At 66.6% G+C, this 19,941-nt stretch carries 15 protein-coding genes; 6 read left to right on the forward strand and 9 right to left on the reverse strand.

From position 1 onward, the window contains the following. Positions 1-86: 86 nt before the first annotated feature. The 6 genes from DB032_RS06550 to glnE form a co-directional block, all read right to left on the reverse strand. Entirely contained in the window at positions 87-695 is a 609-nt protein-coding gene (locus tag DB032_RS06550) for a hypothetical protein (protein ID WP_107798759.1), read from the reverse strand. Positions 696-818: 123 nt separating this feature from the next. Next, positions 819-1,412: a TetR/AcrR family transcriptional regulator gene (locus DB032_RS06555; protein WP_107798760.1), complete on the reverse strand. Its 594-nt coding sequence runs from the start codon at positions 1,410-1,412 to the stop codon at positions 819-821. Next, a complete protein-coding gene (waaF, locus tag DB032_RS06560) occupies positions 1,412-2,449 on the reverse strand; it encodes a lipopolysaccharide heptosyltransferase II (protein ID WP_107798761.1) in 1,038 nt (345 codons plus the stop codon). Before waaF ends, DB032_RS06555 begins: the two co-directional genes overlap by 1 nt. Before the next feature lie 130 nt (positions 2,450-2,579). Beyond that, a complete protein-coding gene (locus DB032_RS06565; protein WP_019104039.1) occupies positions 2,580-2,780 on the reverse strand; it encodes a zinc-finger domain-containing protein in 201 nt (66 codons plus the stop codon). Between the two features lie 43 nt (positions 2,781-2,823). Next, a complete protein-coding gene (locus DB032_RS06570) occupies positions 2,824-3,747 on the reverse strand; it encodes a branched-chain amino acid transaminase (protein ID WP_107798762.1) in 924 nt (307 codons plus the stop codon). A 244-nt stretch (positions 3,748-3,991) separates the two neighbouring features. Beyond that, positions 3,992-6,682 (reverse strand): bifunctional [glutamate--ammonia ligase]-adenylyl-L-tyrosine phosphorylase/[glutamate--ammonia-ligase] adenylyltransferase, encoded by a 2,691-nt coding sequence (gene glnE / locus DB032_RS06575; RefSeq protein WP_107798763.1) that lies wholly within the window; start codon positions 6,680-6,682, stop codon positions 3,992-3,994. A gap of 57 nt (positions 6,683-6,739) precedes the next feature. Between glnE and DB032_RS06580 the strand changes: the two genes are divergently transcribed. The 6 genes from DB032_RS06580 to DB032_RS06605 all read left to right on the forward strand — a co-directional run bounded on the left by DB032_RS06580 (position 6,740) and on the right by DB032_RS06605 (position 15,434). Next, the gene (locus DB032_RS06580) at positions 6,740-10,612 is read left to right on the forward strand and encodes a YhdP family protein (RefSeq protein WP_146176589.1); all 3,873 of its coding nucleotides are present in this window, start codon (positions 6,740-6,742) and stop codon (positions 10,610-10,612) included. Continuing rightward, positions 10,609-11,418 carry a carbon-nitrogen hydrolase family protein gene (locus DB032_RS06585; protein ID WP_107798765.1) on the forward strand — a complete coding sequence of 270 codons (810 nt, stop codon included), beginning with the start codon at positions 10,609-10,611 and terminating at the stop codon, positions 11,416-11,418. The genes DB032_RS06580 and DB032_RS06585 overlap by 4 nt, the downstream gene beginning before the upstream one ends. A 14-nt stretch (positions 11,419-11,432) precedes the next feature. Beyond that, complete coding sequence (tldD, locus tag DB032_RS06590) at positions 11,433-12,875, forward strand: metalloprotease TldD (protein ID WP_107798766.1); 1,443 nt, start codon at positions 11,433-11,435, stop codon at positions 12,873-12,875. Positions 12,876-13,203: 328 nt separating this feature from the next. Then, a complete protein-coding gene (locus DB032_RS06595; protein WP_081544511.1) occupies positions 13,204-13,728 on the forward strand; it encodes an ester cyclase in 525 nt (174 codons plus the stop codon). Further along, positions 13,725-14,432 carry an SDR family oxidoreductase gene (locus DB032_RS06600; protein WP_107798768.1) on the forward strand — a complete coding sequence of 236 codons (708 nt, stop codon included), beginning with the start codon at positions 13,725-13,727 and terminating at the stop codon, positions 14,430-14,432. Before DB032_RS06595 ends, DB032_RS06600 begins: the two co-directional genes overlap by 4 nt. Before the next feature lie 30 nt (positions 14,433-14,462). Further along, positions 14,463-15,434, forward strand: coding sequence for a polysaccharide deacetylase family protein (locus tag DB032_RS06605; protein ID WP_107798769.1), 972 nt, complete (start codon positions 14,463-14,465; stop codon positions 15,432-15,434). A gap of 206 nt (positions 15,435-15,640) precedes the next feature. Here DB032_RS06605 and DB032_RS06610 read toward each other — a convergent pair whose 3' ends face one another. From DB032_RS06610 to DB032_RS06620, 3 genes are all read right to left on the reverse strand, one after another. Continuing rightward, a complete protein-coding gene (locus DB032_RS06610; RefSeq protein WP_233246659.1) occupies positions 15,641-16,573 on the reverse strand; it encodes a LysR family transcriptional regulator in 933 nt (310 codons plus the stop codon). 41 nt (positions 16,574-16,614) lie between these two features. Further along, a complete protein-coding gene (locus tag DB032_RS06615; RefSeq protein ID WP_199226000.1) occupies positions 16,615-18,402 on the reverse strand; it encodes an aminopeptidase P family protein in 1,788 nt (595 codons plus the stop codon). Between the two features lie 151 nt (positions 18,403-18,553). Continuing rightward, complete coding sequence (locus DB032_RS06620; RefSeq protein ID WP_199225833.1) at positions 18,554-19,936, reverse strand: APC family permease; 1,383 nt, start codon at positions 19,934-19,936, stop codon at positions 18,554-18,556. Positions 19,937-19,941 lie beyond the last annotated feature (5 nt).

Genomic DNA, 19,941 nt, shown 5'->3' on the forward strand with positions numbered 1-19,941 from the left:
GCGCGTCGGCGGGATGGTCCGAGCGGCGATCCGGCAAGAAAAACGGCAATCCGCATGGATTGCCGTTTTTTTTCAGTGAGGAGGCCTCAGGCCACTTCCGAAACCCGCGGACGGTAGGTGCTGTTCTGCAGCAGGGACTGGGTGGTCTGGTACTGGGTGACCGCCAGCTGGCCGCTGGCGTTCTGCTGTTGGGAACGGGCCACCGCGTTGTTCGCGTTGTTGTTGGTCTGATTGGTCTGCTGTTCCGCCTGATTGTTGGCGGCTTGCTGCTCATTGGCCGCCGGCACCGTGTTCGGGCGCGGCGGCGTCGCCGGCGGGGCGCTGGCGGCGCGATTGGCGCTGGCCGCTTCCGCCGCGCGCTGCTGAGCCCGCGGGGTGTCGTTGGCCGCGGCGGCCGGCGCGGCGGAGCTGGCCAGGGCGGCGGTTTGCGCCTGTTCCTGGCTGACCCTTTGCTGCTCGCCGTTGCGGGTTTGCGCGGCATTGGTCTGCGCGGTGTTCAGCTGGCGTTGCAGCTGCTGTTCGACCCGCGCGGTGTCGGGGTTCTGCCGGACCGCGGCCTGGCTGACGTTTTGCTGGGAAACCGCAGGAGTGGCGGACCGCGGTTCTTCCAGCGTCTTTTGCTCAGGCCGCGTGTTCTGCAGCGATTGCAATTGCTGCAGAGAGTTGAGGCTGCCTATGCTGCCGGTGCTTGCCATATCGCTCTCTCCAAACCGTGGGTGCCGTTGCCGTCGCGCAGGACGGTATAGAGCCCAGTTGCCCTATATCGCTGATTCTAGAATCTTTTTTACCGGATTGCCGAATTTTTTCAGGCCTAAAGGTCAGATTTGTGGCAGTAATACCAATTCCAGCATGCGTTCGGCCAATTGATCCACGCTCAGCGGCCCTTGGGAGCGGTACCACTGTACCGACCAGTGCAGGCTGCCCAGCAGAGTGCGGCGCAGCAGCGCGGTGTCGGGCTTGACCAGGCCGGCGGCGGCGGCTTCGTCCAGCGCTTGCTGCCACAGCGCTTCGTAGCGGTCGCGCAACACGATCAGGCCGGGCCGGGCGGCGGCGGACACGCTGCGCCATTCGTAGAGCATCACTTCCAGCGCCGCCTGATTGTCTCCCAGCAGCGAATTGAGGTGGACGCGGAACAGCGCGGCCAGCTTGGCCCGCGGCGATCCGGCCGCGTCCAGCGCGCGCTTCAGCTGCTCGGTGGTGCTGGTGATGCCCAGCGCCATCACCGCGACCAGGATCTCCTCCTTGGTGCGGAAGTGGTAGAACAGGCTGCCGGACTGCATGCCGACCGCGTTGCCCAGGTCGCGCACCGTGGTGCGCTCGTAGCCCTGGTCGCGGAATAGTATCGCCGCGGCGCGGATCAGCTCCATGCGGCGGCTGTTTTCTTCGACGGGTGCGGTGTTGTCTGTGCTCATTATTGTGTTTTTTCTTGGGAGTGGGCGGGCAGCAGCGGAAGCGCGGCTTGCCAGACCCGTTCCGGCTCCATTTTTTCCAGGCAATCGGTATGGCCGTACGGACAGGTCCGTTCGAAACAGGGGCTGCAATCCAGGTTGAGGGAGACGATGGCGGCCCGCGTCGACAAGGGCGGTGTGAAGTCGGGGCTGGAGGAGCCGTACAGCGCCACCAGCGGCTTGTCCAGCGCCGCGGCCACATGCATCAGGCCGGAGTCGTTGCAGACGGCCAGCCGGGTCAGGCCGATCAGGTCTATCGCTTCTTCCAGGCCGGTGGCGCCGCAGAGGTTGACGGCCAGGCCGCCGGACAGGCGGCTGATGTCGTCGCCCACTTCTCGGTCCTTGCCGGAGCCGAACAGCCACACCGCGTAGCCGGCGGCGTCGAAGCGGCGCGCCAGTTCGGCGAAGTGCCGGGCCGGCCAGCGCTTGGCCGGGCCGTACTCGGCGCCGGGGCAGAAGGCGACCGCGGGCCGGCCGGCGTCCAGTTGCAGCTTGTCCAGCGCCGCCCGCTGGCTGGCGTCGGTGAGCGCCAGCCGCGGATGGCTGAGCGGCCGCGGCAGCGGCTCGCCCTTGTCTTCCGCCAGCGCGCAAAAGCGTTCCACCATCATGGGCAGCGCCTGCTCGTCCAGTTCGCGCGCGTCGTTGAGAATCCAGTAGCGCGATTCGCCGAGGAAGCCGGTGCGCAGCGGGATGCCGGCGAACAGCGGAATCAAGGCGGATTTCAGCGAGTTGGGCAGCACGATGGCTTGATCGAAGCGTTCGGCGGCCAGCTGGCGCGCCACTTTCCAGCGCTCGCCCAGGCGCAGCGCGCCGTGGCCGAAGGGGTTGAGATGGGCCTTGGCCACTTCCGGCATCCGCGCCAGCAAGGGCAGGGTCCAGGCCGGCGCGAACACGTGCAGCTCCAGATCGGGGTGGCGTTGGTGCAGTCTTTGGTACAGCGGTTGCGCCATGACGCTGTCGCCGACCCAGGAAGGGCCGATGACGAGGATTTTCTTCTTCATTGCAGATGTTCCGATTGCAAACCGAAACCGGGGCGCGGCCCGGCTTGGGTTTGCAGACGAGGCGGGCCGGCAAGCAAAAAAGGTGCGGCTCGCGCCACACCTTAGCTGCGTTGCCGGCGCGGAGCCGGTCTCAGTGGTGGCCGCCTGCCGGGCCGTTCAGCTTGTAGCGGGTACCGCAATAGGGGCACAGCGCTTCGCCGGTCTTGTGCACGGGCAGGAACACGCGCGGGTGGGAGTTCCAGGACACCATGTCCGGCATCGGGCAATGCAGCGGCAGGTCGTGCTGGGTGACTTCGATCACGCGTTGAGTGTTTTCTTTCTGTTCAGCCATTCTGTATTCCTTGCGGAGCCGCCGCGCGGGCGGCTCGTCTTGCTTAGTTGACGTAGGTCAGCCAGTGCTGGTGTTCGGCATCCAGTCCTTTGACGATGTCGAAGTAGCGCTTCTGGATTTCGGCGGTGATGGTACCACGATTGCCGTCGCCGATCGCGCGTCTGTCGAGTTCGCGGATCGGGGTCACTTCGGCGGCGGTGCCGGTGAAGAAGGCTTCGTCCGCGCTGTAGACCTCGTCGCGGGTGATGCGCTTTTCTATCAGTTCCAGGCCCATTTCCTTGGAGATCTGCACCACGGTGTCGCGGGTGATGCCTTCCAGCGCGCTGGTCAGGTCCGGAGTGTACAGCTTGCCCTTGCGGATGATGAAGATGTTTTCGCCGGAACCTTCCGCCACGAAACCGTCCACGTCCAGCAGCAGCGCCTCGTCGTAGCCGTCGGCGGTGGCTTCGTTGTTGGCCAGGATGGAGTTCATGTAGTTGCCGTTGGCCTTGGCCTTGCACATGGTGATGTTGACGTGGTGGCGGGTGAAGGAGGAGGTCTTCACGCGTATGCCTTTTTCCAGGCCTTCGTCGCCCAGATAGGCGCCCCAGGGCCAGGCGGCCACGATCACGCGCACGTCGTTCTTCAGCGGCGCCACGCCCAGCTTGCCGGAGCCGTAGAAGGCCATCGGGCGGAAATAGCAGGATTTCAGGCCGTTGGCCTTGACCACGTCCAGATGGGCCTGGCTGATCTGTTCCGGCGTGAACGGCAGCGCCATGCCCAGGATCTTGGCGGAGCGGAACAGCCGCGCGGTATGGTCTTCCAGACGGAAGATGGCCGGACCCTTGGGGGTTTCGTAAGCGCGCACGCCTTCGAACACGCCCATGCCGTAGTGCAGGGTGTGGGTCAGCACGTGGGTGGTGGCGTCGCGCCAGTCCACCATTTCGCCGTCATACCAGATTTTTCCGTCACGATCAGCCATCGACATCTTGGTGTTCTCCAATATTGTGTTTTCGCTTTGGGATGGGGCCGGATCTTGTCCGACCTCAGAACCTTTTCAAAGTCTCGCGAGCAAGGGCGAGGCAAGGCGAAAACGAGCGAAAAAGCGGAATGTACACGTGGTACATGAGCATTTTGAGCTGGTTTTCAACGCCGTATCGCTGAAGCGCAGCAGACTTTGAACTAGGTTCTTATCCAATGAGTTTATCTCGCCCTCATAACGCTGTGAACCGTTATTTGAGCGCTTGCTCGAATACTTGCCGCCACAAGGATCGGCAGAGGCCGTAGTCCTCCAGCAAGGCGGCGTCCGGCGTCACGGTCTGCTTTTCGTTGAGCCGGGCGGCGTGTTGCAGCCGGCGGTAGTGGCGGTAGGCGTTGCGCGCGGCCTCGGCGTCGGCGGCGGGGATCAGCCCGGCCTCGGCGGCGGTGGCCAGCAGCGCGATATTGCCGGCGTTGGCGGTCAGCGCCGGCAGCGCGTGGGCGTGGGCCAGGATCAGGTATTGGACCAGGAATTCGATGTCTATGATGCCGCCGCGCGCGTTCTTGGGGTCTTCGTCGCGGGCGGGGTGGCTGTCCAACATGCGCTGGCGCATCGCCAGCACCTCGTCTCGCAAAACGGCCGGCTCGCGCCGACGGGTCAGGATGGCGTGGCGTTCCTGTTCGAACTGGACGCCGACTTCGGCGTCGCCGGCCACGTAGCGGGCGCGGGTCAGCGCCTGGTGTTCCCAGACCCAGGCCTGTTGCTCCTGGTATTGGCGGAAGGCGTTGACCGAGCTGACCAGCAGGCCGCTGGCGCCGTTGGGGCGCAGCCGCAGGTCGATGTCGTAGAGCACGCCGGCGGCGGTGGCGCTGGTCAGCCAGGTGGACATTTTGCGCGCCAGCCGCGAATAGAGTTCGGCGGCGTCCGGGTGCTCGTCGTCGTAGAGGAAGATCAGGTCCAGGTCCGAGGCGTAGCCCAGCTCTTTGCCGCCCAGCTTGCCGTAGCCGATGATGGCGAAACGCGGCGTGTCGCAGTGGCGGCTGGGGATGTCCTGCCAGGCGTGGCGCAGCGTGGCCGCCAGCACGATGTCGGCCAGCAGCGACAGCTGATCGGACAGCGCCTCCACTGTCCACATGCCGGCCAGGTCCTGCGCCACCAGGCGGAAGGATTGCGCGTGCTGGAAGTGGCGCAGCGCGTCCATCTTGGCTTCCACGTCGCCGTCGGCCTGGCTCAGCTGCTGTTCCAGTTGTTCCGCCAGCTGCGGCCAGTCCGGCGTGGCGTAGAGCACGCGCGCGTCCAATAGCTCGTCCAGCAGTATCGGGTGGCGGGTCAGATAGCCGGAAACCCAGGCGCTGGACGAGTAGAGCGAGGCCAGCCGTTGCAGGGTCTGCGGGTATTCGGTCAGCAGCGCCAGGTAGGAGGCGCGGCGGCTGATCGCTTCCATCAAGGCGATGATGCGGGTCAGCGTGGCGTCGGCGTTGTCGAAACGGGAGGCGACTTCGATCAGCGCCGGCATCAATTGATCGAACTGCTTGCGGCCGTTCAGCGGCATCTGCTGGTAGCGCTGCCCCTGGGCCAGGCTTTGCAGCTGGCGCGCCACTTGTTCCGGCTCGGCGAAGCCCAGCTGGCGCAGCCTCTCCACCGGCAATTCCTCGGCGATGTCGCTCCAGAGTTCGGTGAGCGGATGGTCGGCGGCGCCCTCGGTGGGCAGGATGAACACTTGTTCGAAGTGGCGGGTGACTTTGCGGCGCTGCTGGTTGAGCCGGTTCATGAACTGCTCCCAGTCGGCGCAGCCCATGGCGGCGGCGATGCGGGCGCGGTTGTCCGCGGCGGCGGGCAGGGTCTGGGTCTGTTGATCGTCCAGATATTGCAGCCGGTGTTCCAGATTGCGCAGGAAGGCGTAGGCTTCCTGCAGTTCGGCGACGGCGGCGGGTTCCAGCAGCCGCAGTTCGCCCAGCCGGCGCAAGGTTTCGCGGGTGCCGCGCAGTTGCAGGCTGCGGTCGCGGCCGCCGCGTATCAGTTGGAAGACCTGGGCGATGAATTCCACTTCGCGGATGCCGCCGGGGCCCAGCTTGATGTTGTCGGCCATGTCGCGGCGGGCCACTTCGCGGCGGATCTGCGCGTGAAGTTCGCGCATCGCGCCGTAGGCGCTGTAGTCCAGGTATTTGCGGTAGACGAAGGGGCGCGCCGTGTCGGCCAGCGCCGCCGCGTCGCCGCTGAGCGGCCTGGCCTTGATCCAGGCGTAGCGCTCCCATTCCCGGCCCTGGCTCAGCAGATAGTTTTCCAAGGCGGCGAAGCTCATCGCCAGCGGGCCGGAGTCGCCGTAGGGCCGCAGCCGCATGTCGACGCGGAACACCTGGCCGTCGGCGGTGACGTCGTTGAGCAGGGCGATCAGCTTCTTGCCCACCTGGGTGAAGTATTCGTGGTTGCTGATGGCGCGGCCGCCATGGGCGGCGCCGTCGGTGTCGCCGCTCTCCGGGTAGACGAAGATCAGGTCGATGTCGGAACTGACGTTGAGTTCGCCGCCGCCCAGCTTGCCCATGCCGATGACGATCAATTGCTGGACCTCGCCGCTGTCCTCGCCTATCGGCTGGCCGTAGTGGGCGAGGCCGGCGCGGGCGCAGGCCAGCGCCCGTTCGACGGCGAAATCGGCCAGCGCGCTGACGGTGGACACCACCTCGTCCAGATCCGCCAGGCCGTTGAGATCGCGGCAGATCAGCCGCGCCACCACCGCCTGGCGCAGCCGCCGCAGCGCCGGCGCCAGCCCTTCGGCGTCGCTCAGCGCCCGCCAGTCGGCGAAGGCTTCCATCTCCGCCGCGTCGAAAGGCCGGCCTAGCCTGGCTTGCAGCCGCTCCAATTCTTCGGGGCGGGCGGTCAGCAGACGCTGCAGATAGTGAGAGAACTCGCGGCTGCGGGCAATGGCAGCGGCCGTGTTTGCTGGCATAATAGGCCTCTACGGCATGTCAATTCTTGATGGCCACATTGTAACGGTTTGCCGCATTTGGAAAAGCTCTTCTCCGTTCTGTCCCATATCCATGTGATCAAGGTCCTGAAACGGACCTGTGCGCTGTTGGGAATGGCCGCCGCCGCCGCCTTGACGCTGCTGCTGGCGGCCTTTTGCGCGTTCACTTTCTGGGTGCTGCCCAATCTGAACCAGTTTCGCCAGCCGCTGGAGCGTTATCTGAGCCAGTCGCTGGGGCGGCCGGTGCAGGTGGCGGCCTTGTCCGGCGAATGGCTGACCGTGGGGCCGCGTTTCGAGCTGGGCGGCGTCACCATCGCCAATCCGCAGGACGGCAAGGCGCTGACCTTGCGCCAGGTGTCGCTGGAGCCGTCGTGGCGTTCCTTGCTGGCGCTGGAGCCGCGGCTGGCCAGCGTGGTGGTCAAGGGCCCGACGGTGGAGCTGCTGCGCTCGCGCCAGGGCGTGATCTATCTGAACGGCTTCGATCTGAGTTCCGGTTCCGCCGACAGCGGCCTGGGCAATTGGCTGCTGCGCCAGCCCAGCCTGGAGATCAGCGACGCGCGGCTGAGCTGGCAGGATGAATTGCTGGGCCTGCCGCGGCTGGATCTGAGCCAGGGCCAGCTCAAGCTGAGCGCCGGCCTGTTCGGCCACGGCCTGAAGCTGTCCGGCCAGCCGGCGGCGTCCTTGGGCAAGGGCTTCGATCTGACGGCGTCCTGGCGCGGCGACGACATCGCCGCCTGGCAGCAGTGGTCGGGCTCGCTCAAGGTGGCGCTGGACGGCGCCAAGGTGGGGTCGTGGACGCGTTATCTGCAACAACTGGGCATGCTGCGCAGCGGCGAGGGCAGCGGCACGGTGGAGATGTCCTTCTCCGACGGCGCCATCGACGCCTTGAAAGCCAGCGTCAACGTCCACGACGCCGCCTACACGCCGCCGGATTCCCACGAACTGGTGCTGCCGCGGCTGCAGGGCGAGTTGCAGCTGACGCGCCAGCTCAGCGGCAGCTATAAGGTCAAGGCCAGCCGGCTGAGCCTGGCCAGCGCCAGCGGGCTGGCTTTCGACAATTCCAATATCGACGGCGAGTGGCGTTACGGCGAGCAAGGCTTCGGCCAACTGACGCTGGACAATGTGGACCTCAGCCACCTGACCCCCTTCATCCACGCGCTGGGCGCCGACCGCAACCCGCTGTTCGCGCGTTTCTCGCCCAGCGGCGCGCTGCGCGACCTGACCGTCAGCTGGAAGGGCGCGTTGGAAGCGCCCAAGGCCTTCAAACTCAAATCCCGTTTTGAAAAGCTGGCCTGGCAGCCGTTCGGGGAGCTGCCCGGCGTGTCCGGCGTCAGCGGCGCGATCAGCTTCGACGAAAAAGGCGGCAGCCTGCAGCTGGACACCGGCAAGTCCCAGGTCAGCTATCCCTCGGTGTTCGTCGCGCCGTTGAATTTCGACAAGCTGACCGCCGACGTGGGCTGGCGGCGGGAAGGGCAGGCGGTGGTCTTGGACTTCCGCCAGGCCGCCTTCTCCAACGCCGATTTGTCCGGCAGCCTGCAAGGCAGTTATCGGCATCAGGGCGCCGGGGCCGGCGTAGCCGATCTGCGCGCCAGCATCGCCGGAGTGCCGGCGGCCAGGGTGGCGGAGTATCTGCCGCACGAGGTGGGCGAGCACACTTTGCGCTGGCTGCGCCAGGCCTTGCAGGGCGGGCAGCTGCGCCAGGCGACGATGAAGCTGCGCGGCGATCTGGAGCAGTTCCCCTTTGCCGGCGGCAAGGGCGGCGAGTTTCTGGTGGAGGCCGAGGTGGAGCGCGCGCGTCTCAGCTATCAGTCCGGCTGGCCGCGCATCGACGACATCGACGCCCAATTGCTGTTCCGCAACGAACGGATGGAAGTGAACGCGCGCCGCGCCGTCACCGTGGGCGTGCCGCTGAGCGGCGTCAAGGCGGTGATAGACAATCTGGGCGCCGACGTGCCCATGCTGACGGTGGAGGGCCGCGCGGCCGACCGTCTGCAGCGCATGCTGGCCTTCACCACGCAAAGCCCGGTGGACGGCTGGCTGGACGGTTTCACCGGCCAGATCGAAGCCGGCGGCGACGCCAGCCTGGATTTGAAACTGGGGATACCGCTGGCCGGCGAACAGGGCGTGACGGTGCGCGGCGACATCCGCTTCGCCGACAACGCGCTGCGCTTCAAATCCCTGCCGATTCCGCCGCTGAGCAAGGCGCGCGGCCGGCTGACCTTTACCGAACGCGGCGTGGACAGCCCGGGCCTGCAGTTCGTCGGCTTCGGCGGTCCGTTCCAGTTGAAGGCCAACACCGGCGCAGACAAGCGCATGCGTTTCGAACTGGCCGGCCAGGCCGATTCGCGTCAAGTGCTGAAGCAGTATCTGCCGGCGCTGGCGGAGCAGGTGTCGGGCAAGTCCGGCTACCGCGCGCAGTTCGTCGTCAAGCAGGGCTTGGAAAGCCTGGCGGTGAGTTCGGACTTGCAAGGCACCGCCTTCGATTTGCCGCCGCCGCTGGCCAAGAGCGCCGGGGCGGCCTTGCCGCTGCAACTGCAGCTGCGGCCGCAGCAGATGCGCGGCGTCCAGACCCAGCGGCTGGACTTCAGTCTGGACGGCATGATAGCCGGCCGCCTGCGTTTGAACGAACACGGCGATTTGCAGGCCGGCGCGCTGGGCGTGGGCCGCGCGCCGGGCGAGCCGGCGGCGTCCGGCCTGGCGGTGCGGGTGGCGCAGCCCAAAGTGGTGTTGGACGATTGGCTGAAACTGGCCGACGGCGCCGCGCAGTCCAGCGGCGGCGGAGAGCCTGCGGCCCTGCCGGCCTTGCAGCTGGAACTGGAAACGCCGGAACTGGTGTTGCCGGGCCTGAGCCTGCACAAGGTCAACGCCCGCTTGGGCAACCGCGAGTTGTCCAAGGCCTGGACCGTACAGCTGCGCTCCAATGAGATGAGCGGCGACGCCAGCTATCGGCCGGAAGGCAACGGTCTGTTGCAGGCCAACCTCAGCCGTCTGGCCTTGAGCCTGCCGGCGGAGAAGAAGGAGGGCGCGGCGGAGGCCAAGGCCGCGGCCGGCGGCGAGACCTCGGTGTTGAACCGTAAGTTGCCGGAAATGAAGGTGCGCGTCGGCGAGCTGGTGTTGCAGGGGCGCTCGGTGGGCCGGCTGGAGCTGGAGGCGCGCCGCGAGGGCAGCGTCTGGCAGATGGCGCCCTTGCGGCTGACCACCAACGACGGCACGCTGAAGGCCACGGTGCGTTCGGACGCGCGCGGCGCCGGCAATGTCGACGCCCGCTTCGAATTGCTCGTCGGCGACGCCGGCAAGCTGCTGACGCGGCTGGGTCAGGGCGAGATTTTCCGCAACGGTCAGGGCACGCTCAACGGCCGCTTGAATTGGCCCGGCGGCCTGGGCGATCTGGATTTGGCCAAGGTATCCGGCGAATTGGCGCTAGACTTCAAGGACGGACGCTTCGCCAAGGTGGACCCGGGCGTGGTCAAGCTCCTGGGCGCGCTCAGCCTGCAATCGCTGCCGCGCCGCATCCGGCTGGACTTCACCGACGTGTTCAGCGACGGCTTCGCCTTCGACAGCCTGAAGGGCGAGGCGCAGGCCCGCAACGGTCTGTTCACTTCGTCCAAGGTGGAGATGAAGGGGCCGGGCGCGGACGTGACGATTTCCGGAGAACTGGACCTGGGCAAGGAAAGCCAGGCCTTGAAAGTGCACGTGGTGCCGCGGCTGGCGGAAAGCGTGGCGCTGGCGGCGGGGGCGGCCCTGCTCAATCCGGTGGTGGGCATCGCCACGCTGGCGGCGCAGAAAGTGCTGCGCGATCCGGTGGGCCGCATCCTGTCGGTGGATTACGAAGTGAGCGGCTCCTTGCGCGACCCCAAGGTGGTGCGCACGGCGATCGGTCCGATACAGCAGAACAAAGGGGGAAAACCATGAAGCAAAAATTCCTGGCGGCGGCGGTGCAGATGGTGTCCGGCTCCGACGTGACGGCCAATTTGCAGCGCGCCGCGCATTGGGTGGCGGAAGCCGCCGGCAAGGGCGCGCGGCTGGTGGTCTTGCCCGAGTATTTTTGCCTGATGGGGCGGCAGGAAACCGATAAGGTGGCCGTGTGCGAAGCCTACGGCGACGGCCCCATCCAGAGCGCGCTGGCGCGGATGGCGCAGGAGAACGGCGTGTGGCTGGCGGCCGGCACCGTGCCCTTGCGCAGCCCGGAGCCGCAGCGGGTGTTGAACACCACCTTGCTGTTCGACCCTGACGGCGAGGTGCGCGCCCGCTACGACAAAATCCATCTGTTCGGCTTCTCCGGCCTGGGCGAGACTTATTGCGAATCCAACACCATCCGTCCGGGCGAACAGCCGGTCAAGGCGGATCTGGGCTTCGCCGAGATGGCCTTCGGCATCTGCTACGATCTGCGTTTCCCTGAACTGTTCCGCCAGTTGTCGCCCTATGATCTGATGATTTTGCCGGCGGCCTTCACCGCCACCACCGGCGAGGCGCATTGGGAGCCCTTGCTGCGCGCGCGCGCGATAGAGAATCAGAGCTATGTGCTGGCCTCGGCGCAGGGCGGAGAACACGACAACGGCCGCAAGACCCACGGGCATTCGATGATCATCGATCCCTGGGGCCGCGTGCTGGCCGAAATAGACAAGGGCGAGGGCGTGATCCTCGCCGAAATCGACCCGACATTGATCCAGTCGGTGCGCACCCGCCTGCCGGCGCTGGCGCACCGCGTACTCGCGTGAAAGAACCCGACACTATGCAAGATGCTTTCTCCGCGGCAGACAGCCTGCTGCTCAAGCCTTACGGTCTGGACGAGGCGGCTTTGGAAGCCACGCTGGCGCGCATGCGCCACCACGCCATCGACTACGCCGATCTCTATTTTCAATACACCCGCAGCGAGGCCTGGAGCCTGGAAGAGGGCATCGTCAAGTCCGGCAGCTTCAGCATTGACCAAGGCGTGGGCGTGCGCGCGGTGGCCGGCGACAAGACCGCCTTCGCCTATTCCGACGCCATCAGCCTGGAGGCGCTGAGCCGCTCCGCCGACGCGGTGCGCGCCATCGGCCAGGCGGGCGGGGACGGTTCCGCCGGCGCGCAGACCCGGCGCGCGCCCAAGCCGCTGTACCCGGCGTTGGACCCCTGCCACAGCCTGGAGGCGGCGGCCAAGGTGGCCTTGCTGGAAAAAGTGGAGCGGATGGCGCGGGCGCAGGACCCGCGGGTGATCCAGGTGATGGCCGGCATGGCCAGCGAATACGACGTGGTCTACGTGGCGCGCCACGACGGCGTGCGCGCCGCCGACGTGCGGCCGCTGGTGCGGCTGTCGGTGATGGTGATCGCCGAGCAGAACGGCCGCCGCGAGCAGGGCTCCAGCGGCGGCGGCGGCCGCTTCGACCTGGCCTACTTCGACGACGAGGTGCTGGAGCGCTACGCGCGCCAGGCGGTGCATCAGGCGCTGACCAATCTGGATTCGCGGCCGGCGCCGGCGGGCCAGATGACCGTGGTGCTGGGGCCGGGCTGGCCCGGCGTGCTCTTGCACGAGGCGATAGGCCATGGCCTGGAAGGCGATTTCAACCGCAAGGGCACTTCGGCCTTTTCCGGCAAGATCGGCCAGCGGGTGGCGGCGCCGGGCGTCACGGTGGTGGACGACGGGGTGATGGAAGAGCGCCGCGGCTCGCTGGCGATAGACGACGAGGGCAATCCCACTCAGCGCACCGTGCTGATCGAGGACGGCGTGCTCAAGGGCTATATGCAGGACGCGATGAATTCGCGCCTGATGCAGGTGGGCGCCACCGGCAACGGCCGCCGCGAGTCCTACGCCCACATCCCGATGCCGCGGATGACCAATACCTATATGCTGGCCGGCCAGCACGATCCGCAGGAAATCATCGCCTCGGTCAAGGACGGCCTGTACGCGGTCAATTTCGGCGGCGGCCAGGTGGACATTACCAGCGGCAAGTTCGTGTTTTCCGCGTCGGAAGCCTGGCGCATCGAAAACGGTAAGCTCAGCTATCCGGTCAAGGGCGCCACCCTGATAGGCAACGGGCCGGACGTGCTCAACTACGTCAGCATGATAGGCAATGATTTGCAGCTGGATCAGGGCGTCGGCGTCTGCGGCAAGGAGGGCCAGAGCGTGCCGGTGGGCGTGGGCCAGCCTACGCTGCGCATAGACGGCGGCCTGACCGTGGGCGGCACCGGCGGCTAAGAACCTGTTCAAAGTCTGCTGCGCTTCGGCGATATGGCGTTGAAAACGAGCTCAAAATGCTCATGTACCACGTGTACATTCCGCTTTTTCACTCGTTTTCGCCTTGTCTCGCTCTTGCTCGCGAGACTTTGAACAGGCTCAAAGAACCTGTGTAAACAGGTTCTTTGAGAAAGGCGAAGCGCTGGAGCTTCGCCTTTTTTTACGCCTATTTTCAAATTGAACAAGCAGATCATCCAAATTTAAAGCCAATTATCAAATCCCTTCAGCGGCGACACAATGCGCTGGTCCGGTGTCGCCGTGTTGGCGACGCCGCAATCGGGAGACGATGATGAAAGCTTTGACCTTGGCGCTGGGCTTCGGCCTGGCCTTGACCGCGGCCTTCGCCGGCGCGGCGGAAAACCTGCCGCAGCCGGCGCGGGTGTGGGCGGACCGTCCGGCCGGCAGCACGGCGGCGGTGAAGTTGGCCGCGTTGCGTTACGCGGCGTTCTGGAACAGCGGCGATCCGCGCTACGCCGAACTGGCCTTGGACCCCGACTTCATCGACCGCACCCTGCCCGCCGGCCGTCAGCAGGGCGTGGCCGGGCCCTTGCAGGCCTCGCGCCAGTTCCGCGCCGCGGTGCCGGATTTGAAGGTGGACGTCACCGACATGGTGCTGGCCGGCGACCGCGTCGCGCTGCGCCTGCATTTCCAGGGCCATTTCAGCGGCCGCTTCGGCGACGTGCAAGGCCAGGGCCAGCCGGTGGAGTTCCAGGCCTTCGACCTGTACCGCGTCAAGAACGGCCGCATCGCCGAGAACTGGCACCTGGAAGACAATCTGACCCTGATGCAGCAACTGGGCGTGGTGAAGCCATGAACGCGGCGACCTTTTCTTTCCACGGCCAGACCGTGGCGGTGTTGGGCGGCGGCTCCGGCATCGGCCGGGCAGTGGCGGACGCGGCCGCGGCGGCCGGCGCGCGGGTCTATGTGCTGGGACGCAGCGCCCAATCCGAGTCGGATCGCGAAGGCATCCAGGCGGACATGACCGACAGCCGGGCATTGGCCCGGGCCTTCGCCGACATCGGCCGCATCGATCATCTGGTGCTGACCGCCGGCGCCCGGGTCGGCGCGCCGGCCTTGGCCGAGTTGAGCGAGGAGGCTTTGCGGCAGACTTTCGACGTCAAGCTGTTCGGCAGCCTGCTGGCGGTGCGCGAGGCCTTGCCCTATCTGACGGAGCGGGCGTCGGTGACCTTCACCTCCGGCCTGCTGGCGCGCAAATTCTCCAGCGGCGGCCTGCTGAAAAGCACGGTCAACGCCGCGCTGGAGGCGGCGGCCAAGAATCTGGCCAAGGAACTGGCGCCGCGCCGCGTCAACGTGGTCAGCCCCGGCGTGGTGGATACCGAGCTATGGGGCGAGGCCGGCTCGGCCGCGCGCCAGGCGACGCTGGCGCGCATCGGCCAGGGCCTGCCCGTCGGCCGCGTCGGCCAGCCGCGGGAATTGGCGCAAGCCTATCTGCTGGCGATGGCCAACGGCTTCATCTCCGGCGCGGTGCTGGACGTGGAGGGCGGGGCCTTGTTGTAGGCCGCGCCGAAGCGAACAAGAGGACTCGAGATGTCCGATACCCTACCCATTAATCGTCGCCAGTTCCTGGCCGGCGCGGCCGCGGGCGGCACCGCGCTGATGCTGGCGCACGGCGCGGCGCTGGCGGCGACAGGAGCAAGCAAAATGACGGCAACTTCAACAAGCGGCGGCGCCTTCTGGCCGAACGGCGCCCGCCTGGCGATTTCGATTTCCATGCAGTTCGAGGCCGGCGCGCAGCCGGAGCGCGGCGCCAGCGGGCCGTTTCCGCCACTGGACCCCAAGTACGCGGATCTGCCGATGCAAAGCTGGTACGACTACGGCGTGAAGGAGGGCATTCCGCGGCTGCTGGACTTGTGGGACCGCACCGGGGTCAAGGTGACTTCGCACATGGTGGGGCAGGCGGTGGACCGCAGCCCGCGGCTGGCGCGCGAGATCGTGGCGCGCGGCCACGAGGCGGCGGCGCACGGCCAAACCTGGGAGCCGCAATACCCGATGACGCCGGAGCAGGAACTGGCGGCCTACAGCGCCAATATCGCCAGCATCGAGCGCGCCACCGGCACGCGGCCGGTCGGTTTCAACGCCTTCTGGCTGCGCGGCACGCCCAATACCCTGAGCATTCTGCAGCAACTGGGCTTTCTCTATCACATCGACAACGTCAGCCGCGACGAGCCGTTCACGGTGGCGGTCAAGGGCAAGCCGTTCGTGGTGGTGCCCTATACCTTGCGCAACAACGACATCGTGCGTTTCGATTCGCCGGCGCTGAGCAATGAGGCTTATCTGTCGGATCTGAAGGCCGAGTTCGACGTGTTGTACGCCGAGGCGGGTTCGCGGCGACGGATGATGTCGATCAGCACCCACGACCGCATTTCCGGCTCGCCGGCGCGGGTCAAGGCGCTGGAGCAGTTCATCCGCTATGCGCAAAGCCATGCCGGCGTCGCCTTCATGCGCAAGGACGAGATCGCGCGCTACGCGCTGCAGGCGGACAAAGTGCCGGCGGACTGAGTTCTTGGGTTTTGAGAAGCGTTCCACAACCGCGGGACGGCCATTGGCCGCGCCGCGGTTTTCTTAGAGCCTGTTTACGATCTCGCGAGCTAAGGCGAGACAAGGCGAAAACGGTTGAAGAAGCGGAATGTACAGGTGTTACATGAGCATTCTGAAAGCGTTTTCAACGCCGTATCGCCGACGCGCAGCAGATCGTAAACAGGTTCTTACAATTGGGCGCCGGCCTCCGGTAGTAGGGCGGTGGCCGGCAGCGTCGACAGCCGCTCGCGCAGGAAATCTATCAAGCGGCGAATGCGCAGCGGCTGGCCGCGCTGGCCGGGGTAGAGCAGGTGCAGCGGCGCGCTGTCGGTGAAGTACTCGTCCAGCACCGTGAGCAGGCGGCCCTGGCGCAGATCGTCGGCGATGTCCAGCAGCGATTTGTAGGCGAAGCCCTGGCCTTGCAGCGCCCAGCGGCGGATCACCTCGCCGTCGTTGCTCTGCTGCGCGCGCTCCAGCCGCAGCGCGCGGCGCTGGCCGTGCTCGCGGTAAGGCCATTCATGCATCGGCCCGTCGCCGGTGACCAGGGTCAGCGTCGGCAGCTCGGCCAGCTGCCGCGGATGGCTGGGCATGCCGGTGCGCGCCAGCAGCGCCGGCGCGGCGCAAACCACGCGGCGGCTGGCGGCCAGTTCGCGCGCGATCAGGCCGCTGTCCGCCGGCTGGCCGTAGCGGATGGCGATGTCGATGTCTTCGCCGATCAAATCGGCCGGGGTGTCGTCCAGCTGCAAGGCGAAATGCACCGCCGGGTGCAGGCGGCGGAATTCGTCCAGGCAGTCCAGCAAGGCGTGGCGGCCCAGGTCCGACGGCGCCGACAGCCGGATCAGGCCGCTGAGTTCGCGCTGCTCGCGCTGCAGCCGGTCCTGGCCTTGCTGCAGGGTGTCCAGCGCGCGCTGGCAGTGGTCGCGGAACACTTCGCCGGCCTCGGTCAGCCGCAGCTGGCGGGTGGTGCGCTGGAACAGCCGGCTGTCCAGCGCGGCCTCCAGCCGCTGGATGCAGGCGCTGGCGGCGGCGGGGGACAGGCCTTGCTTGCGGCCGGCGGCGGAGAAGCTGCCCAGCTGGGCGGCGTCGAGGAAGAGGCGTAGGTCGTTGAGTCGATCGAGCATGAGCGTGGCCCGGGCGCGGCAGCGCCCGGGCGGGGAGGGGTTTAAATGGTTTCGGTATTGGCCAGCAGCCATTCGCGCGCCGCGCCGTCCACCAGCGGCAGCAAGCGCGCGCGCACCTCGGCGTGGTACTGGTTCAGCCAGTCCACCTCGGCGCGGGACAGCAGGTTGAAGTCCAGGCAGCGGGTGTCGATGGGGCACAGGGTCAGGGTTTCGAAGCGCAGGAAGTCGCCGAATTCGTTCTGCGACGAGGCCACGTTCAGCACCAGGTTCTCGATGCGCACGCCCCAGCGGCCCGGGCGGTAGACGCCGGGCTCGATCGAGGTGACCATGCCTTCCTGCATCGCCATATTGGCGTCCGGCACCGCGCGGGAAATGCTCTGCGGGCCTTCGTGCACATTGAGGAAGTAGCCGACGCCGTGGCCGGTGCCGTGGCCGAAGTCGATGTCCTGCTGCCACAGCGGCGCGCGCGCCAGCGCGTCCAGCATCGGCGACAGGGTGCCGCGCGGGAAATGAGCCATGGACAGGCCTATGGTGCCTTTCAGCACCAGGGTGAAGTCGCGCTTCTGCTCGGCGGACGGCGCGCCGACCGCCACCACGCGGGTGATGTCGGTGGTGCCGCCCAGGTATTGGCCGCCGGAGTCTATCAGCAGCAGGCCGTCGCCCTTGATCTCGCTGTGGGCGGCTTCGGTGGCGTGGTAGTGCGGCAGCGCGCCGTTGGCGTTGAAGCCGGCGATGGTGCCGAAGCTGGGCGACACGAAGCCGGGCCGGCGCGCGCGCGCGGCGGTGATTTCCTCGTCTATGGTCAGTTCGGTGACGCGGCTGCGGTTGACCTCGCCTTCGAACCAGGCGAAGAACTCGCACAGGGCCGCGCCGTCCTGTTCCATCGCGCCGCGGATGTGGGCGGCCTCTTCCTCTGTCTTGCAGGACTTGAACAGGGTGCTGGGATTGATCGCCTCGATCACGCGGGCGGCCGGGTTGACCGCCTGGCGCAGGCCCAGGGTCACGCGGCGCGGGTCCAGCAGCAGGCTGGCGCCGGCCGGCAAGGCGGCGAGCGCCGGCTTGGCCTGGGCGTAAGGCCGCACTTCGACGCCGTCGGCCGCCAGTTGGGCGCGCAGCTCGGCGGAAACCTTGCCTTCGCCGACGAAGAGGGTGGCCTGCCGACGGCTCAGCAGCGCGTGGCTGATGAAGACCGGATTGTAGTTGACGTCGCTGCCGCGCAGATTGAAGCTCCAGGCGATGTCGTCCAGCGTGGACAGGAAGTGCCAGTCGGCGCCGGCCTCGTCCATGGCGGCGCGCAAGCGTGCCAGCTTGTCGGCGCGGCTTTGCGGCGCGAAGGCCGATTCATGTTGATAGACCGGCGCGTCCGGCAGCGGCGGGCGCTGCGGGTCGATGGCGTCTATCAGGTCCAGATCGGTGCGCAGCCGGGCGCCGGCCTGTTCCAGCGCGGCTTGCAGCGCCTTGGCCGCGGCCAGGCCCAGCGAGTCGCCGTCCACCGCCAGCGTTTGGCCGGCGCTCAGGGTCTTGGCGATCCAGCCCAGGTGGTCGGCGCTGGCGGCGCTGATGATTTTGACCAGCTGGATGCCGCTGCCGGCCAATTCGGCCTCGGCCTGCACCCAATAGCGGCTGTCGGCCCAGACGCCGGCGAAGTCGCGGGTGACGATCAGCGTGCCCATGGAGCCGGTGAAGCCGGACAGCCATTGGCGAGCCTGCCAGCGCGCCGGCAGGTATTCCGACAGATGCGGGTCCGAGGAGGGCACCAGACAGGCGTCGACGCCGGCGTTCTTCATGGCGGCGCGCAAGGAGGCGATGCGTTGCGGAATGGTGTCCAATTGCGGGGTTGCGAGGGTGTTCATGCCGGCTCCGGGGGATGTATGCCATGCATTCTGTGGCTAATGAAACCGGGGCGCAAGAGTATGAGCATAGCTGATGATTGCCATGTCATTTTGGGTGGAGGCGCGGGCGTCGGACGCCCGCCTTCGCTCAAGACCCGCTGTCGTCGAATTGAACCGTGGGCACGGCTTTGCGCAGGCCGCGCGTCAGGCACAGCAAATACGCCACGCCCGCGGCCAGCCAGGCCAGGCCGATTTGCAGGGTGAGCGCCGATAGGCTGGTCCATAGCCATAGCGTCAGGGCAAATCCAATCGCCGCCGGCAAGCCATAACGCAGCCAGGCGCTGAACGGATGCGGCTTGCCGTCCAGCAGATAAGTTTTGATCACCGCCAGATTGACCACCGAGAACGCGACCAGCGCGCCGAAACTGATCAGGGAGGCCAGGGTGGCCAAATCCATCACCAGCGCCAGCAGGGAACAGAGGGATACCATCAGTATCGACCAGATCGGGGTGTTGAAGCGTTGCGACAGACCGGCGAAGACCCGGTGCGGCAAGACGCGATCCCTGCCCATGCTGTACAGAATGCGCGAGACCGAGGCTTGGGAGGCCAGCGCCGATCCAAAAGCCCCGGCCACATAGCTGGCGGTGAAAAAACTGACGAAATAGGGGCCGGCGATGCGCTGCATCACCTCATTGGCGGCGGAGTCCGCATGCTGGAACCGGCTGCCGGGGAAAGCCAGCTGGCTGATGGCCGCCAGCAGGATGAACAGCAGTCCCGCTCCTATTGTCGTGATGATGATGGCCCGCGGGATGTCGCGGTGCGGTTCCCGCGCCTCTTCCGCCAAAGTGGACACCGCGTCAAAGCCCAGAAAGGACAAACACAGAATGGCCGCGCCGGCCAGCACCGGAGCCAGGCCGATGGCGCTGCCGTCCCCCTGCCAGGGGGCCAGCAGATCCATGCTGGTCTGAGTCATGATCTGCCGGGCGGCCAGCGCGACAAACACCAGAACAAAGACGAGTTGAGCGGCCACCAGCACATTGCCGAAACGCGACACCGATTGAATGCCCAGCACATTAAACACCGTGACCAGCGCGATCATGGTCACGATAAAGCCCCAGGCCGGCACTTGAGGAAAGCTTTGATGCAGGTAGATGCCGATCACCAGATAATTGATCATCGGTAAAAACAGGTAATCGAGCAATAAAGACCAGCCGGCCAGAAAGCCCGCCATCGGACCAAAGCTTTTACGGGCATAAGAATAGGCCGAGCCTGCAACCGGGTAACGGCCGACCATGCGGCTGTAAGACAGCGCGGTGAAAAAAATGGACAGCAAGGTGAGCAGATAAGCCAAAGCGGTGCGGCCGCCGGTGACTTGAGTGACCACGCCATAGGTGGTGAATACGGTCAAGGGCACCATATAGACCAGGCCAAACAAGGTCAGCGCCGGCAGCGATAAGACTCGGCGCAGCGATCCGGCGTAGGGCAGGGGCTGCGCGGGCGCCGTCATGGGGAACGGGGGGGATCCTGGCATCATGT

Origin of the sequence: Chromobacterium sp. Panama (genome assembly GCF_003052555.1) — a bacterium.
Taxonomy (GTDB): domain Bacteria; phylum Pseudomonadota; class Gammaproteobacteria; order Burkholderiales; family Chromobacteriaceae; genus Chromobacterium.

What these genes read in the sequence shown, in the direction of transcription:
- DB032_RS06570 (WP_107798762.1), bottom strand. Translation starts at nt 3,747, where the DNA reads ATGTCGATGGCTGATCGTGACGGAAAAATCTGGTATGACGGCGAAATG.
- DB032_RS06610 (WP_233246659.1), bottom strand. Translation starts at nt 16,573, where the DNA reads ATGCTCGATCGACTCAACGACCTACGCCTCTTCCTCGACGCCGCCCAG.
- DB032_RS06550 (WP_107798759.1), bottom strand. Translation starts at nt 695, where the DNA reads ATGGCAAGCACCGGCAGCATAGGCAGCCTCAACTCTCTGCAGCAATTG.
- waaF (WP_107798761.1), bottom strand. Translation starts at nt 2,449, where the DNA reads ATGAAGAAGAAAATCCTCGTCATCGGCCCTTCCTGGGTCGGCGACAGC.
- glnE (WP_107798763.1), bottom strand. Translation starts at nt 6,682, where the DNA reads ATGCCAGCAAACACGGCCGCTGCCATTGCCCGCAGCCGCGAGTTCTCT.
- DB032_RS06555 (WP_107798760.1), bottom strand. Translation starts at nt 1,412, where the DNA reads ATGAGCACAGACAACACCGCACCCGTCGAAGAAAACAGCCGCCGCATG.
- DB032_RS06585 (WP_107798765.1), top strand. Translation starts at nt 10,609, where the DNA reads ATGAAGCAAAAATTCCTGGCGGCGGCGGTGCAGATGGTGTCCGGCTCC.
- DB032_RS06605 (WP_107798769.1), top strand. Translation starts at nt 14,463, where the DNA reads ATGTCCGATACCCTACCCATTAATCGTCGCCAGTTCCTGGCCGGCGCG.
- DB032_RS06595 (WP_081544511.1), top strand. Translation starts at nt 13,204, where the DNA reads ATGAAAGCTTTGACCTTGGCGCTGGGCTTCGGCCTGGCCTTGACCGCG.
- DB032_RS06620 (WP_199225833.1), bottom strand. Translation starts at nt 19,936, where the DNA reads ATGCCAGGATCCCCCCCGTTCCCCATGACGGCGCCCGCGCAGCCCCTG.
- tldD (WP_107798766.1), top strand. Translation starts at nt 11,433, where the DNA reads ATGCAAGATGCTTTCTCCGCGGCAGACAGCCTGCTGCTCAAGCCTTAC.
- DB032_RS06600 (WP_107798768.1), top strand. Translation starts at nt 13,725, where the DNA reads ATGAACGCGGCGACCTTTTCTTTCCACGGCCAGACCGTGGCGGTGTTG.
- DB032_RS06565 (WP_019104039.1), bottom strand. Translation starts at nt 2,780, where the DNA reads ATGGCTGAACAGAAAGAAAACACTCAACGCGTGATCGAAGTCACCCAG.